A 16,107-nucleotide genomic window follows, 5' to 3' on the forward strand; every position below is an offset into this window, starting at 1 on the left:
TGGGTGCGACAAAGCGCTACCTCTATTGGTATTCCAAGGAGAATACGCCATGGCCCCCGTTGCTGCCGCCCAGCCTCGTCTGACCCCCGCCGCCACTGAAGCGGCGCTTGCCGCACTGAAGCAGCTTCTGGGCGACCGGTTCAGCACGGCGCAGGCGGTGCGCGACCAGCATGGCCGCGACGAGTCCTGGGCGACGCCGCTGCCGCCCGACGCGGTGGTGTTCCCGCGCAACACCGAAGAGGTGGCCGAGGTCGTGAAGATCTGCGCCGCCCATGGCCTGCCGATTATTCCCTATGGCGCCGGCACCTCGCTGGAAGGCCATGTCACCGCTGTGCAGGGTGGCGTGACCGTCGACCTCATGCAGATGAACCAGGTGCTGAAGGTCAATGCCGAAGACCTGGACGTTGTCGTGCAGCCTGGCGTGCGCCGGAAGCAGCTCAACGAATACCTGCGCGACACCGGCCTGTTCTTCCCGATCGATCCGGGCGCCGATGCCTCGATCGGCGGCATGGTCTCCACCCGCGCCAGCGGCACCAATGCCGTGCGCTACGGCACCATGCGCGAGAATGTGCTGGCGTTGACGGTGGTGACCGCCGATGGCCGCATCATCCGCACATCGAAGCGCGCCAAGAAGTCGGCCGCCGGCTACGACCTGACGCGGCTGTATGTCGGCTCGGAAGGCACGCTCGGCATCATCACCGAAATCACCGTGAAGCTGTACGGTATCCCTGAGGCGATGGCGGCGGCCACCTGTTCGTTCGCCACCCTGGAAGGCGCAGTCAACAGCGTGATCCAGACCATCCAGGCCGGCATTCCGGTCGCCCGCATCGAACTGCTGGATGACGTGCAGGCCGATGCGATCAACAAGTATTCCAAGCTCGACCTGCCGGTGCAGAATATGCTGATGCTGGAATTCCACGGCTCCGAGGCCGGCGTGGCCGAGCAGGCCGAGATGGTGCAGGGCATTGCCTCCGAACATGGCGGCGAAGGCTTCCGGTGGGCGACCAAGGCGGAAGAGCGCGCCAAGATGTGGGAGGCACGCCACAATGCGGCCTATGCCTGCAAGGCGCTGCGCAAGGGCTGCGAGATCATGGCCACCGATGTCTGCGTGCCGATTTCGCGCCTGACCGAATGCATTCTGGAAACCAAGGAAGACGTGGTGAAGACCGGGCTGACGGCGCCGCTGGTCGGCCATGTCGGCGACGGCAACTTCCATCTCTCGGTGGTGGTCGACCGCAGCAATGCCAAGGAAGTCGAGACCGTCGAAGCCTTCAGCGAGCGCCTGGTGCATCGCGCACTCCGCATGGAAGGCACCTGCACCGGCGAGCACGGCATCGGGCGCGGCAAGATGAAGTATCTGACCGCCGAGCATGGCGAGGCGGTGGCGGTGATGCGCGCCATCAAGAAGGCGCTCGATCCCGACAACCTGATGAATCCGGGCAAGATCTTCAGCATCTGATCCGCTGCGACCATGGCGCTGACCTATCTCTCGCTCGCCCTGGCGACCCAGGCCATGCAGCATCGCCGCGCCCGGCTTGGCGCGGAGGCAAGGCTGCAGGCGCTGACCTTCGGCTATCCCGACCTGCTGGTGCCGCAGGACATCCTGCAGAAGATGTTCGATCCGGTGCTGGTGGCCGGCCTTGGCGTGCGCACCGATGCGGCCAGGATTCTCAAATGGCACGGCCTGTCAGATGTCTGGACCGGGCCATTCTATGACTCGATCAGTTTGTTCAACGCGCTCGGCGTCGATGTGGTGGTTTCCGATGTGGCTGTGCATCGCGGCATGGAACGCATCGTCGACCTGAACGAACCGCTGCCCGAAGACATGCGCGGCCGGTTCGATATCGTGATCGATCCGGGCACCTGCGAGCATTGCTTCAATGTCGGACAGGCTTTCCGCAATGTCTGCGATGCGGTGGCCACGGGCGGCTATCTGGTGCATTCGGCACCGCTGACCCGCACCAATCACGGCTTCTGGAATTTCTCGCCCACCGTCTATCCCGATTATCTGGGCGACAACGGCTTCCGTATCGACACCTTGCTGGGCGTGACCGGCAATCCGCGCATCGGCTACAAGACCACCAAGCTCGAACCGGTGAACCGCTTCACGCCGCCACCCGACAGCGCCATCCTGCTGCTGGCCGAGCGGCAGAAGCTGGTGCCGCATGTCTGGCCGGTGCAGCGCAAGTATCGCGGCATCATGAGCGCAAAACCGGCAGAGCCGGCGCAGGGTTAAGGCTTTTTTTAGGCCGTCCGGGCATGGTCGCCGGATGATAGTGTCCCCTGATTCCGTCTGCCGCCGATGACCCAGGCAAACCTGCCACCCGATCTGGCTGCCGCCGTCGAGGCCGTGAACCGGCAGCCGGGCAATCTGGATGCGCTGCTCACGCTCGGCGGGCTGGCGCATGATTACGGCGAACATGAGCAGGCGGCCAAGGTGCGCGACCATCTGGTGCAGCTGATGGCGCAGGGAATCCAGCTCGGCCGTGCCACGCCCGATCTGGTCGCCAGCCTGCAGCTCATGCTCTACAACCGCTTCGTCAAGAAGATCGAGACCGAGACCCATGCGCGGGCCTGCTTCCAGTCCTGGCTCGGTCCGACGGTAGCTTTCGGTCGTCGCCAGCAGGATGCTGCCCTGCCGCGTCCGCTCTGGCCGCCGAGCGCGGCAAAGCCCTGGCGCACTGTCTTCCTGCTTTATGCCGAACATGTGCTGGGTCATACCGAGGCGATGCTCGAACTGCTGAAGCATCGCCCCCAGGGCCTGCCCTGGCATGACGCGCCCATCGTCTATGTCCTCGAAGGCGGTGCCGATAAACTGGATGCGCTGGTGCAGCAGACCGGCGCGCAGATCGTCAATATCGACCGCCAGCCGGATGCACCGAAAGGCTTTGCCGCCAAAATGCAGTGGTTGCGGCGGCATATGGATGCCGAAGGCGTCAGCCATTTCGTCTGGGTCTCGGCGCCGGCCACGGCGCCCTATGCGATGGCGATGAAGCTGGCGCCGGTGCAGGTGTTCTGGACGCTGAAATTCCATCCCTTCCAGATTCCCGAAATCGACGGCTTCATCACCTATGGCGCCTGGTCGGAACAAACGCGCGTGCTGCACGGCGAAAGCTGGCAGGTGGTGCCCTTCATGATGTCGAAGCCGTCGGGCGCGGTCGATCCGGCCAAGGTGGCGGCGACACGGGCGCGCTTCGCCCAGCATGATGTGCTGTTCGGCACCCTGGCGCGCACCGAGAAGATGAATGCCGTGCCCTTCCTCGATGCGGTGGTGCGCATCCTGCGTGAGAATCCGCAGGCCGGCTTCCTGTGGACCGGGCGCGAGCGGCTGCAGGCCATCCAGGGTCATTTCGATCAGGGTGGCGTGGCCGACCGCTGCCATTTCGTCGGCTGGGTCGATACACCCATGTACGCCCGCGTGCTCGATGTCTTTCTCGAAAGCTTTCCCTTCGGCTGCGGCCTCACCGGCATCCAGGCGCTGGAGGCGGGGACGGCCTTCCTGTCCTATGCCGCGCCGGAAACCCAGTATGGCATGCATTTCCTGCGGCCCCTGCAGCAGGGCGGCGCGGCGGCCGACGAGATTCGCCGGCTGCTGTCACCAGGCGATGACGGCCGCGCGCCCTTGCTTTATGCGCAGGATGCCGACGACTATGTCGCCACCGCCGGCCGGCTGGCGCGCGAGCCTGATTTCCGCAAGGCGGTGGGGGCGGCGGGCAATGCGTATTATCGCCGCTACCTCACCGATTCCGATGGCATGGGGCGGCGCTTCATGCAGATTCTGACAGACCTGAAAAAACCCGAGGCGGGTGCAGCATGAAACCGATTCCGTTAGTCATCCTCGGCGCCGGCGGCAATTCGCTGTCGATCCTCGACGCCGTCGACGAGATCAACCGTCGTTCGCTTCGCGGCCAGGTCTACGACCTGCGCGGTTTCCTCGACGACATTCCGGCCAACAAGGGCAAGAAGGTGCTGGGTTATCCGGTGCTGGGCAAGATCGCCGATGCGCACAAGTTCGGCGACTGCCAGTTCATCAACGGCATCGCCAGCGCCGCGAGCTACACCAAGAAGCCCGATGTGAACAAGCGCGCCAAGATTCCGGCGGCGAAATACGAGACCATCATCCACCCGACCGCCACCGTCTCGCCGAACTGCAAGGTCGGCGCCGGCACTGCGATCATGGCCAACAGCGTGATCTGCGCCGAGGCCACCATCGGCGATCACGTCATCATCCTGCAGAACACCGTCATCAACCATCACTCCTCGGTGGGCGATTTCGCCACGCTGTCGTCGGGCATCACCGTGCTGGGCTTCGTGAAGATCGGCCGCAACGCCTTCATCGGCGGCGCCGCGGCGATCCGGCCCTATATCAAGATCGGTGAAAGCGCCCTGGTCGGCATGGCCTCCGTGGTGGTCAAGGATGTGGCCGCCCACAGCACCGTGGCCGGCAATCCGGCCAGGCCGCTCAAGCCCAGGGACCCGCAGCCGGCCTGATCTCCTGGCCTGAATCCGGCCCGGCAAAGGCTTGCCGCATCTGGGCTTTCCGCCCGGATGGCCTTGCTTTGGCTGTGAAATACCCGGTCTTCGCGCGGGCGGCTGGAAAAGCGTCGCCCCGGGCTCTATTCTAGCCTGATCCAAAACTTGTAAGCCTACGAAGCAGTTAGCCCCTGAGGACCCCATGAGTGCGCGGAAATGGTCGCCGGATAGCTGGCGCAGCAAACCGATCCGGCAGGTGCCGGATTACCCCGATGCAGCCGCCTTGGCCGCTGCCGAGGAGAAGCTGTCGAAATATCCGCCGCTGGTCTTCGCCGGCGAGGCACGCAATCTGACCGCCGGCCTGGCCAAGGTGGCCGAGGGCCGCGCCTTCCTGCTGCAGGGCGGCGACTGCGCCGAGAGCTTTGCCGAATTCAGCGCCAACAATATCCGCGACACCTTCCGCGTCCTGTTGCAGATGGCCGTCGTCCTCACCTTCGGCGCGGCGCTGCCGGTGGTAAAGGTCGGCCGTCTGGCCGGCCAGTTCGCCAAGCCGCGTTCGTCCGATACCGAGAAGCGCGGCGATGTCGAGTTGCCGAGCTATCGCGGCGACATCATCAACGGCATGGATTTCGACACCGCCAACCGCGTGCCGGATCCGATGCGTCAGGTGCAGGCCTACAGCCAGGCCGCCGCGACCCTGAACCTGCTGCGCGCCTTCGCCTCGGGCGGCTATGCCGACCTGCATCGCGTGCACGGCTGGAATCTCGGCTTCGTGGCGAAAAGCCCGGAAGCCGAACGCTGGCAGGATGTGGCGGCCCGCATCACCGAGACGCTGGATTTCATGGAGGCCTGCGGCATCACGCCGGAGCGCACGCCGGAAATGCGCACCGTCGATTTCTACACCAGCCACGAGGCCCTGCTGCTCGGCTACGAGCAGGCGATGACCCGCGTGGACTCGACCTCGGGCGAATGGGTCGATACCTCGGCGCATATGCTGTGGATCGGCGACCGCACCCGCCAGCTCGATGGCGCCCATGTGGAATTCCTGCGCGGCGTGCTGAATCCCATCGGCCTGAAATGCGGCCCGACGTCCGATCCGGACGAGCTGATCCGCCTGATCGATATCCTGAACCCGCAGAACCGGCCCGGCCGTCTCACCCTCATCGCCCGTATGGGCCATGAGAAGGTGCAGAAGCATCTGCCGGCGCTGGTGCGCAAGGTCGCGCAGGAAGGCCGCAGCGTGGTCTGGTCCTGCGACCCGATGCACGGCAACACGCTCACCTCCACCTCGGGCTACAAGACGCGGCCGTTCGACCGCATCCTGTCGGAAGTGCGCCAGTTCTTCGAAGTCCATCTCGCCGAAGGCACCCATGCCGGCGGTATCCACCTGGAGCTGACCGGCCAGGATGTCACCGAATGCATGGGCGGCGCCCAGGCGATCGGCGACGACGACCTGTCCAGCCGCTACCACACCCATTGCGACCCGCGGCTCAATGCCTCGCAGTCGCTGGAACTGGCTTTCCTGATTGCCGAGATGCTGAAGCTCGAACGCATGAACCGGGGCAGCCAGCGCCATGCCGCACAAGCCTGAGACCAAGGCCTCTGATGTGACCCAGCTCGTGCCGCCGGCCCAGGCGGCCGAGCTGGAGCGCCAGATCGCGGCGCATACCGACACCTATTTCAAGAAGACCAAGGAAATCGTCCAGCAGACCGGCGACAAGACCGTCACCTATGCGGTCTTCATGCGCAGGCCTGTCATCTTCTGCCCAAGACTGGTTGTCGAATGGCTTGAGAAGGTGGCGGCGGCCCGCGGCGTGAAATTCGGCATCGAGCTGCTGCATGAGGAAGGCACCTGGGTCGGCGCCGGCGAGCCGCTGCTGTATCTCACCGGTGCGATGGCGCAGCTGGTCGATCTGGAAACCATCTACCTGCAGAAGCTGGGCGCCACCTGCGTCGCCGCCTACAACGCCTATTCCATGTGCTGCGATCTGCCCAATGTGCGCTTCCTCGCCATGGATGCGCGCCATTGCGCCGGCGCCGAGATGGCCGAGATGATGGCCTATGCCGCCTCGGTCGGCGGCAAGGCGGCGCGGCGCGATGTCGGCGCGGCCGGTTTCATCGGCAATGCCACCGATGCCACCGCGCATTACTTCGGCAACGAGAAGGGCTTCGGCACCATGCCGCATGCCCTGATCGGCTATGCCGGCTCGACCTTGCGTGCCGCCGAGCTTTATGCCGAGACTTTCCCCGGCGAGCAGATGACCGTGCTGGTCGACTATTACGGCCAGGAAGTCACCGACGCGCTGGCGGTGTGCAACCGCTTCCCCGAGGCTGCCAATGAAGGCCGCCTTGCTGTTCGCCTTGATACCCATGGCGGCCGCTATATCGAAGGCCTCGATCCGCAGGCGTCTTACGCCGTGCTGGAACGCCATGTGCCCAACGCCATCCGCCAGTACCGCACCGAGCATGAGCTGCGCTGGCTGGTCGGCACCGGCGTCTCGGCTGCGGCCATCTATCACATGCGCTCGACGCTCGACCGCGCCGGCTTCTTCAACGTGAAGATCGTGGCCTCAAGCGGTTTCAACGCGGCGAAGTGCAAGGTGATGGCCAGCGTCTCGGCGCCGATCGATATTGTCGGCACCGGCTCGTATCTGCCCGATAGCTGGGTGGAGACCTATGCCACCGCCGATATCGTCGCCTATGACGGCGCGCCCAGCGTCAAGGTCGGCCGCGAGTTCCTGCTGCGCCGTTAGCGACTCAGTAGAGAAGACCGCCCGACTGCCTGAACGTCAACTCTACCGGACACGAGAGCGGACGTCTTCGTACATTTTGATTTTTCTTGTCATTTCTGGATCAAGAATTCTTTCTGAAGCTTCACGCATTAAATTTATCGCTTCATCAAGAAGATATGAGCTTTCACCTTTGCTCACTATCTTTGCGGCGACTTCGCAAAGAGCATTGTAGCTGAATTTGTCCATCCTATAGCGCTCGGTATTTGACAGAGCAAGTTCATAGGCTTTACGCAACAGCGCCACTCTATCGTTTTCCGAAATTCCTTCTGTACGTTCGGATCTGGCGACTAACAAGCGTACTTTGAATCTTCCCAAGGGTGCATCAGGTCCTACAGCCTCCTCGGCACTCCTTATGAGATGCTCAACTTCTTCAGTTGTTCCATCATTCAAAGTTTCGCGAATTAAGCGATGCCACGGAATTCTTTCTGCTGGGGCAATCTCAATAAGTCTCCGGTAGAATTTTTTTCTCGCCTCTGCATCTGCCAACCGGCCGATCCCGAAATCAGTATCGCAAATGTCTCGAATGCTCTTTAGCTCCAACGGGACGGCTGGGTTAATGTTTTCTACAATTTTTGCAAATAGCTTGAGAATTTCGTCAACGCTTGAGAATTTGTAATCAGCGATTTTCCTGGCTATCACCAAATGTCGAGTGGACCAACCATACAAGCCATTCTGTTCTGAAATATCGTATTCATCGACGATTCCGGATAAGCCTTCCAAAATTTTTCCGACGAAAGCAGGAGATATATTGAGCATTCTAATAATTAGTTGCCTATGAACTTTAGTGCCGACTGATTCTAGGGCAGCGACGTAACGATAGTATTCTTGAAGTTGCGGGTCTAATTGGTCGTATTCCTGAAGAAGAATTGTATCTAGACTTTCGTTTCCAAAAATATTTTTTAAACAAACAAACATATCAGAACTGCATTTCAGCCGCAGAGCTGCTTGCTGCTGAGTTCTATTAAGGCTGCGAAATTCTGGGCTTGCCAGCGTCGCAACATCGGTATTGTGGTCTAGTAAATTGATTAGCGAGTTGATTTCTGGAATATCAAGGCGGCTCAACTCAATTGTCTGGCCATCTGAATAAAGGGCGGCACTCTTTATGCGTGGTGCCCATTGAGCAGCGTTGGCTGTTAAAACTATACGAAGCGCAGGTTTCTCAATATTGGATAGCTGGTCGACCAAGCTGTTGACTTGGCGCATAAAGTGCGTGCATTCGTCTATCAGGAGGATGCCTGTTTTTCCCGCTGACCGTAATTTTGCTTCTACAGCCAACCATGGTTGATGATGGAAGCTAAAATCATTGCGATGCTCCCAAGCCGGGATGCTGGATTCATTTGCTCTATATAATAAACGCCGGGCTAATGTTGTCTTTCCAACGCCTGCCGATCCTACAACAATGATAGTTTTCGATACGCCAGCTACTAATGAGCTAAAGGCATTTATCTCTGCGGAGCGTTCAAACGTAGCTCCAGATTTTATGTCTGCGTATGAAGCTGAGGCGCCATAGAACATTCGCTTCACATTGGGCGTGAAGCTGGAATGTGCATTCGCATCAACTACTATCGGCTGGAGTTCGAGCGATAAAAATTCCGAGGTGTCCGCTTCACCTTTTGGAGCGGAGGTATGTCCAGAAGATATGGCGTGCATAAGTTCGTCGATGCCGCCAAATGCAATCCGAGCACCGCGATCTTCTAGTAGGGGCGCTCGAAGATCGTCATTGTCATAAACTAACACATAGATTCTACCTGGTGCTCCATTGTGTGTTTTTACATCGAGGGCTTTATGAACTAAGTCGCGGAGATGTTTGTCTCTTAATGATTGCCCTACGACCAGCACGTCGCCAGTTAGTAAATCCGCTCCGAGTCTTGCAAACAGTGTTTGTCTATAGTTCTCATGCTCTGCGTAATCTTTCTCCGTTAAGATCATCGCTGCTTTATTACCTAGCGACGTGTCTTGAGTTACACAGCCATGTATTTTGTATAGACGAGTGCCAATTGCATTTTCTGAATATGTGAAGTCGTAATTCGACCTAATTGATACTAACTCAATGCCTGCGCGTTTGTATGATTTCTCAATAAGTCGATCAAAATTAGTCGAATAAATTGCACGCCAGGGGAAATGTGGAAGAGTGAGTATGCCCCCGGTCGGTCGAAGTTGTTCAAGTCTTGCGGCGATAACATCTATAACACCGCGACGGCCATATCGACGTTCAAGTATTGATGTAGTTTCAATAAGGTCGTTGCTTTGTGATTCACTCTTTGCAACTTCTTTCCACAGAAGCGTAGCTAGCTCAGCGCCCGAGGGTGCTCCGGAAGGCATTGAGGCGCCCGCTCCGAAAAGAAGCGACGTATTGGCTGGATTGATGAATCCGGCCAAAGCTTGCAGTGAGATTGTCATATGTAACCCCCAGAGCCCTACCCGAGGATTATGATTACTTATGGTTGTTGTTTGGGCAAATGCTATTTAATACAGATATGCTTCTAGCGCTTCAGTTTCGCCAGCGCTTCCGAGGCCAGCCTGCGGGTCAGCTCGCCGGCCGGCAGTTCCACGGCCAGCCGCGCCGCCTGGCCCGACCACTGGTTGCTGAACTCGCCATTGCCGGCCGGCTCCAGCTTGGCCCGGATCGGCGCCAGCGCGCTGCCGGCGGTGGGGAAGGCCGGCGCATCTGGCGACAGCGGACCCTGCTCGCGCATCAGCCGGTTCATGATGCCGCGCGCCGGACGCCCGGTGAAAAGATTGGTGAGCGCGGTGGCGTCGCTCGGCGCGCTCTTCAGCGCGGCCTTGTGATAGGGCGCGATGGTGGCTTCCGGGCTGAGCAGGTAGGCCGTGCCGATCTGCACGGCCGATGCCCCCAGTGCCAGGGCGGCGACGATGCCGCGCGCATCGCTGATGCCGCCGGCGGCGATCACCGGAAGCTTCACCGCATCCACCACCTGCGGCAGCAGCGCGAACAGCCCGATCTGCTGCGACATGTCCATGGAGAGGAAATTGCCGCGATGGCCGCCGGCTTCCAGCCCCATGGCGATGATCGCGTCGCAGCCCTGCTGTTCCAGCCAGACGGCTTCCTCCACCGTGGTCGCCGAGGCGATCACTTTCGCGCCGGTGGCCTTCACGCGGTCCAGCAGCGGCTGCGGCGGCAGGCCGAAATGGAAACTCACGACTTCCGGCCTGTAGCGTTCGACCAGCTGGCAGAAGGCATCGTCGAACGGCGCGCGCCCGGTCGCCGGCAGCGGTGCTTCCGTATCCAGACCGAATTCGCGGTAATAGGGCGCCAGCCTGGCGCGCCAGGCCTGCAGCCGCGCCGGGTCCGGTGCCGCCGGCCTGTGGCAGAAGAAATTCAGGTTGAGCGGTTTGCTCGTGGCCTGGCGGATGATGTCGAGCGCCGTGCGCGCCTGCTCATGGCTCAGCATGGCGCAGGGCATCGCGCCCAGCCCGCCGGCCTCGCAGACGGCAATCGCCATCTGCGGCGTGCTGGCGCCGGCCATCGGCGCCTGCAGGATCGGCAGGTCGATGCCGAATAGATCCAGAATGCGTCGGTCGGGCCAGACGGTCATGGGTTTCCTCCGGGGCAGTTTCTTGCCGCCATCCTAGGCGCAAGCCGGTCGGCCCGCCTATGAAAAACGCCGCCGGAATTGCTCCCGGCGGCGCTGTCGGTTCTGCAGGGTGAGCCGGTTATTCCGGCTTCACGTCGGCGGTCTTGATCACTTCCGCCCAGCGCTTGATGTCGTCCTGCAGGAAGGCGGCAAAGGCGGTGTGGTCCTTCACATTCACCGCCATGCCCTGGCTCATGAAGGTGGCGCGCACGGCATCGCTCTTCATGACGTTGAGCACCAGTTGGCGATAGCGGGCGAGGCCGGCTTCCGGCACGCCGGCGGGCGCGAAGAAGCCGAGCCAGGCATCGGCCTCCACGCCCTTCACACCGGCTTCTGCAATGGTCGGCAATTCAGGAAGATGCGGCGAGCGCTTGGGCGAGGCGACTGCAATCGCACGCAGCTTGCCGGCCTGGATCTGGCCCAGCACCGTGGGAGTCGTCGCGAAGCTGCAATCCACATGGCCACCCAGCAGGTCCTGCAGTAGCGGCGCCGAACCCTTGTAAGGCACATGGGTCATGTTGACGCCGGCCTTGGACTTGAACAGCTCGAGCGTCAGATGCGAGGCCGAGCCCTGACCGGTCGAGCCGCAGTTGATCTTGCCGGGGTCTTTCTTCGCCAGCGCCAGCAGCTCGGCCACGGACTTCACCGGCAGGTCGTTCTTCACCACCAGGATATGCTGCAGGTCGGCCAGCAGGGCGATCGGCGCGAAGTCCTTCACCGGATCGTAGCCGCCGCCATTGGGCAGCAGCGAGATGTTGGTGGCATGGGTCTGGTTGGTGGTGGCGATCAGCACGCTGCCGTCGGCCGGGCCGCGCGCCACGCGCAAAGATCCGATGGCGCCGGCGCCGCCGGGCACGTTTTCCACCACGATGGTCTGGCCCAGCTCCTTGGCCATTTCCTGGCTGACCAGGCGGGCCAGGCTGTCGGTCGGTCCGCCAGCCGGATAGGGCACGACGACGGTGACCGGCTTGCCCGGATTCCAGACCTGACCAAACGCAAACTGCGGCAGCAGCGCAACGGCGGCGGCGCTACCCGCGAGTTCGATGAACTGGCGACGATTGAACATGGATTTTCCTCCGCGAAACGGCTTTTTTCAAAAACGCTTGGCAGCAAGATTACAGGGATTCCGGCGCGATGCGCACCAGCTGCTTGCCGAAATTCTTGCCCGAGAGCAGCCCGATGAAAGCCTTGGGCGCATTCTCCAGCCCTTCGGCGATGTCTTCCTTGTATTTCAGCTTGCCCTGCTTGATCCAGCCGGCCATCTCCGTGATCGCGCCGGGCCAGTAGGGCATATGCTCGGAGATGATGAAGCCCTGCACCTTTGCACGGTTTACGAGAATGTGGCGCATACCGGTGAAGGGATAGGGCTGGCCGTTATACTGCGAGATCAGGCCGCAGATGGCGACGCGGGCAAAGCCGTTCAGCCGGTTGAACACCATTTCCATGATTTCACCGCCGACATTCTCAAAATACACATCGACGCGGTCGGGCGTCGCCGCCTTGAAGGCCGCCTGCATGTCCGGCGCCTTGTAGTCGATGCAGGCATCGAAGCCGAGCTCGTTGACCACGTAGTCGCATTTGTCCTTGCCGCCGGCGATGCCGACCACGCGGCAGCCCTTGATCTTGGCGACCTGGCCGACCACGGCGCCGACCGCGCCGGAAGCGGCCGAGACGACGACGGTCTCGCCCGCCTTGGGCGCGCCGATTTCCATCAGGCCGTAATGCGCCGTGCAGCCCGGCATGCCCAGCACGCCCAAGGCGGTCGAGATCGGCGCCACCTTGGGATCGAGCACGCGCAGCTCGTTGGCCTTGGCCACCGCATAACCCTGCCAGCCCAGCATGCCGTTCACATAGGTGCCAACCGGCAGCTTCTCGACATTGCTCTCGATCACCTGGCCGACCGTGCCGCCGCCCATCATGTCGCCCGGATTGAGATGCGCCGCGTAACTGCGCACGGCATCCATGCGGCCGCGCATATAGGGGTCGAGCGAGAGATAGACGTTGCGGATCAGAACCTGGTCCGGACCGGGTTTCGGGATGTCGCGCTGGACGATCTCGAAATCGGCCTCGGTCACGGCGCCCTTGGGGTGCTGTTTCATCAGAACTTGAGTATTTTTCGCGGACATTGAGGCCTCCCTGGCGTCTGTACGGGCTATCTAATCCCTTGGCGGCCACTGTAAACTGGCGCCCGGCTTGAGATAAGCCTGCCGTAGGGTTAAGTATCGGTCCTGAAAGCCATAAACACCATGTCCGCCGCCCCGCTAGACCGTCTCCGCATCGCCATGGCCCAGGTCAATCCGGCCGTGGGCGACATTCCCGGCAACCGCAGGCTGGTCGAGCAGGCGCGTGCGCGCGCCGCCGAGGCCCGGGCCGATCTGGTCGTCCTGCCCGAGCTGGTGATCATCGGCTATCCGCCGGAAGACCTGGTGCTGCGCCCCTCGGTGCAGGAGGCCTGCGAGGCCGCCGTGCGCGAGCTGGCGGCCCAGACCGCCGATGGCGGCCCGGCCGTGTTGGTCACCTCGCCCTGGCGCGAGAACGGCAATCTCTACAATTCCGCCCTGTTGCTCGAGGGCGGCCAGATCGCCGCCGTGCGGCACAAGCACGAACTGCCCAATTACGGCGTCTTCGACGAGAAGCGCCATTTCACCGCCGGGCCTCTGCCGGGTCCCATCGTCTTCCGTGGCGTGCGGCTGGGCGTGATGATCTGCGAAGACATGTGGCTGCCCGATGTGTCGGAATGCCTGGCCGAGACCGGCGCCGAGATTCTCGTCGTGCCGAACGGCTCGCCGTTTGAGACCGACAAATGGAACCAGCGCCTGCCGCTGGTGGTGGCGCGCGTGGTCGAGACCGGCCTGCCGCTGCTCTATGTCAACCGCACCGGCGGCCAGGACGAACTGGTCTTCGATGGCGGCGGCTTTGTCGTCAATGCCGATCACAGCCTGCCCATCCGCCAGCCGGAATTCATCGACGACTTTACGGTCAGCGAATGGCATCGCGGCAACGACGGCTGGGTCTGCGAACCGGGCAGGGTCGAAAAGCCGATGGAGCGCCTGCCCAGCATCTACCAGGCCATGGTGGAAGGCCTGCGCGACTATGTGAACCGCAACCGTTTCCCCGGCGTGGTGCTCGGCCTCTCGGGCGGCATCGATTCCGCCATCTCGGCCGCCGTCGCCGTCGATGCGCTGGGGCCGGATCGTGTGCGCTGTGTGATGCTGCCGTCGAAATACACCTCGCAGCGCAGCCTGGACGATGCCGCCGATTGCGCCAAAGCTTTGGGCGTGCCCTACGAGACCATCCCGATCGAGCCGGCCTTCGGCGCTTTCGAATGCATGCTCGGCCCGGCCTTCAAGGGCACCAAGCCCGATATCACCGAAGAGAACCTGCAGTCGCGCATCCGCGGCGTCACGCTGATGGCGCTGTCGAACAAGTTCGGCCATATGGTTCTGACCACCGGCAACAAGTCCGAGATGTCGGTCGGCTATGCCACGCTCTATGGTGACATGTGCGGCGGCTACAGCGTGCTGAAAGACGTCTACAAGATGACGGTCTACGAGCTGTCGCACTGGCGCAACGCCAACCGGCCGCTGAACAGCCTGGGCCCGGCCGGCGTGGTGATTCCGCCGGCGATCATCGAGCGGCCGCCGACGGCGGAACTGCGCGACAACCAGCTCGACCAGGACAGCCTGCCGCCGTATGAGCAGCTCGACGCCATCCTGGAAATGCTGGTGGAAAAGGAGATGCCGGTCCGCGAGATCGTCGCCAAAGGCCAGCCCGAAGACGTCGTGCGCCGCATCCAGCATCTGCTGTATATCGCCGAATACAAGCGCCGGCAGGCACCGCCCGGCGTCAACCTGACCGCGCGCAATTTCGGCCGCGGCCGCCGCTATCCGATTACCAACGCCTTCCGGGACCAGAAAAAATGAGTCCCGTCGCGGTTCGTTTCGCGCCGAGCCCCACGGGCCGGCTGCATGTCGGCAACGCGCGCGGCGCGCTGCTGAACTGGCTGTTCGCGCGTAAGCACGGCGGCAGCTTCCTGCTGCGGCTGGACGATACCGACACCGCGCGCTCGACTGAGGACTTCGCCAGGGGCATCGAGGACGATCTGCGCTGGCTCGGTCTCGACTGGGACCGTTACGCCAAACAGTCCGACCGCTTCGCCCTCTACACGGCGGCGACGGAAAAACTGAAAGCCAGCGGCCGGCTCTATCCCTGCTATGAGACGGCCGAAGAACTCGACCTGCGCCGCAAGGTGCAGCTCAGCCAGAAGAAGCCGCCGGTCTATAACCGCGCCGCATTGAAACTCACCGACGACGACCGCGCGAAGCTGGAAGCCGAGGGCCGCAAGCCGCACTGGCGCTTCAAGCTGGAGCATCGCGTCACCGGCTGGGACGACCTGATCCATGGCCGCGTCGAGATCGATACGGCGAGCTTGAGCGATCCGGTGCTGGTGCGCTCGGACGGCTATCCGCTCTACACGCTCTCCTCGGTGGTCGATGACGGCGACCTTGGCATCACCCATATCATCCGCGGCGAGGATCATGTCACCAACTCGGCGTCGCAGATCCAGCTGTTCGAGGCGCTGGGCTATGCCGTGCCGGTCTTCGGGCATTTCTCGCTGCTGCTCGATGCCGAAGGCGGCGGCCTGTCCAAACGCATCGGTTCGCTGTCGCTGGCCGACCTGCGCGAGCAGGGCTACGAACCGATGGCGCTGAATTCCCTGCTGGCCCGTCTGGGCTCGGCCGATCCGGTGGAGCCGCAGCACGACAACCAGGCCTTGGTCGCGGGCTTCGACCTGACGCGCTTCAGCCGCGCGCCGGCCCGGCTCGATCCCCATGAACTCGACCTGCTGAACACGAAAATCCTGCATGCGACGGATTTCGCCACCCTGCGCGACCGCCTGCCGCCTGGCGCCACGGAAAGCTTCTGGCTCGCCATCCGCGGCAATATCGGCCGGCTGGCCGAGGCCGCCGACTGGTGGCCCGTCGTCGCTGGCGAGATCAGTCCGGTGATCGAGGATGCCGCCGTGATCGCCGCCGCCGTCGAGACCCTGCCGGCCGAGCCCTGGGACGCCACCACCTGGAAGGCCTGGACGGCTGCAATTTCTGCCAAGACCGGCGCCAAGGGTAAGGGTCTGTTCCATCCGCTGCGCCTGGCCTTGACCGGGCGCGACAAGGGGCCTGAAATGGCGCCGCTGCTGCCGCTGATCGGATGGGGTCGCGTCGTCAAGCGGCTGACGGGAGTCTGAC

The 16,107-nt window shown here is 62.3% G+C and carries 12 protein-coding genes; 8 read left to right on the forward strand and 4 right to left on the reverse strand.

Annotation, left to right across the window (positions count from 1 at the left end; translation table 11 throughout):
- Nucleotides 1-49: 49 nt before the first annotated feature.
- The 6 genes from AC1ROT_RS17660 (at nt 50) to AC1ROT_RS17685 (ending at nt 7,226) form a co-directional block, all read left to right on the forward strand.
- Entirely contained in the window at nt 50-1,459 is a 1,410-nt protein-coding gene (locus tag AC1ROT_RS17660; RefSeq protein ID WP_492971243.1) for an FAD-binding oxidoreductase, read from the forward strand.
- 12 nt (nt 1,460-1,471) lie between these two features.
- Nucleotides 1,472-2,236 (forward strand): hypothetical protein, encoded by a 765-nt coding sequence (locus AC1ROT_RS17665; protein WP_493000563.1) that lies wholly within the window; start codon nt 1,472-1,474, stop codon nt 2,234-2,236.
- Between the two features lie 66 nt (nt 2,237-2,302).
- Nucleotides 2,303-3,817 carry a glycosyltransferase gene (locus AC1ROT_RS17670; RefSeq protein ID WP_493000565.1) on the forward strand — a complete coding sequence of 505 codons (1,515 nt, stop codon included), beginning with the start codon at nt 2,303-2,305 and terminating at the stop codon, nt 3,815-3,817.
- Nucleotides 3,814-4,491, forward strand: coding sequence for an acetyltransferase (locus AC1ROT_RS17675; protein WP_492971240.1), 678 nt, complete (start codon nt 3,814-3,816; stop codon nt 4,489-4,491). The genes AC1ROT_RS17670 and AC1ROT_RS17675 overlap by 4 nt, the downstream gene beginning before the upstream one ends.
- Before the next feature lie 184 nt (nt 4,492-4,675).
- On the forward strand, nt 4,676-6,064 hold the full coding sequence (locus tag AC1ROT_RS17680; RefSeq protein ID WP_492971239.1) for a class II 3-deoxy-7-phosphoheptulonate synthase: 1,389 nt from the start codon (nt 4,676-4,678) through the stop codon (nt 6,062-6,064).
- Nucleotides 6,048-7,226, forward strand: a complete 1,179-nt coding sequence (locus tag AC1ROT_RS17685) for a nicotinate phosphoribosyltransferase (protein WP_492971238.1) — start codon at nt 6,048-6,050, stop codon at nt 7,224-7,226. Before AC1ROT_RS17680 ends, AC1ROT_RS17685 begins: the two co-directional genes overlap by 17 nt.
- A 42-nt stretch (nt 7,227-7,268) precedes the next feature.
- On the opposite strand, the gene AC1ROT_RS17690 is transcribed toward AC1ROT_RS17685, so the two are convergent.
- The 4 genes from AC1ROT_RS17690 to curA all read right to left on the reverse strand — a co-directional run bounded on the left by AC1ROT_RS17690 (nt 7,269) and on the right by curA (nt 12,987).
- Nucleotides 7,269-9,665 (reverse strand): SIR2 family protein, encoded by a 2,397-nt coding sequence (locus tag AC1ROT_RS17690; RefSeq protein WP_493000567.1) that lies wholly within the window; start codon nt 9,663-9,665, stop codon nt 7,269-7,271.
- Between the two features lie 83 nt (nt 9,666-9,748).
- Nucleotides 9,749-10,822 (reverse strand): NAD(P)H-dependent flavin oxidoreductase, encoded by a 1,074-nt coding sequence (locus AC1ROT_RS17695; RefSeq protein WP_493000568.1) that lies wholly within the window; start codon nt 10,820-10,822, stop codon nt 9,749-9,751.
- A 118-nt stretch (nt 10,823-10,940) separates the two neighbouring features.
- Nucleotides 10,941-11,927 carry a Bug family tripartite tricarboxylate transporter substrate binding protein gene (locus AC1ROT_RS17700; RefSeq protein ID WP_493000569.1) on the reverse strand — a complete coding sequence of 329 codons (987 nt, stop codon included), beginning with the start codon at nt 11,925-11,927 and terminating at the stop codon, nt 10,941-10,943.
- A 49-nt stretch (nt 11,928-11,976) separates the two neighbouring features.
- Nucleotides 11,977-12,987 carry an NADPH-dependent curcumin/dihydrocurcumin reductase gene (gene curA, locus AC1ROT_RS17705; RefSeq protein ID WP_493000571.1) on the reverse strand — a complete coding sequence of 337 codons (1,011 nt, stop codon included), beginning with the start codon at nt 12,985-12,987 and terminating at the stop codon, nt 11,977-11,979.
- Nucleotides 12,988-13,107: 120 nt separating this feature from the next.
- On the opposite strand from curA, the gene AC1ROT_RS17710 reads away from it, so the two are divergent.
- A complete protein-coding gene (locus AC1ROT_RS17710) occupies nt 13,108-14,784 on the forward strand; it encodes an NAD+ synthase (RefSeq protein WP_493000573.1) in 1,677 nt (558 codons plus the stop codon).
- Complete coding sequence (gene gltX, locus AC1ROT_RS17715) at nt 14,781-16,106, forward strand: glutamate--tRNA ligase (RefSeq protein ID WP_493000574.1); 1,326 nt, start codon at nt 14,781-14,783, stop codon at nt 16,104-16,106. The genes AC1ROT_RS17710 and gltX overlap by 4 nt, the downstream gene beginning before the upstream one ends.
- Nucleotide 16,107: the final 1 nt, after the last annotated feature.

The organism is Ferrovibrio sp. GW821-FHT12E11 (genome assembly GCF_058806975.1).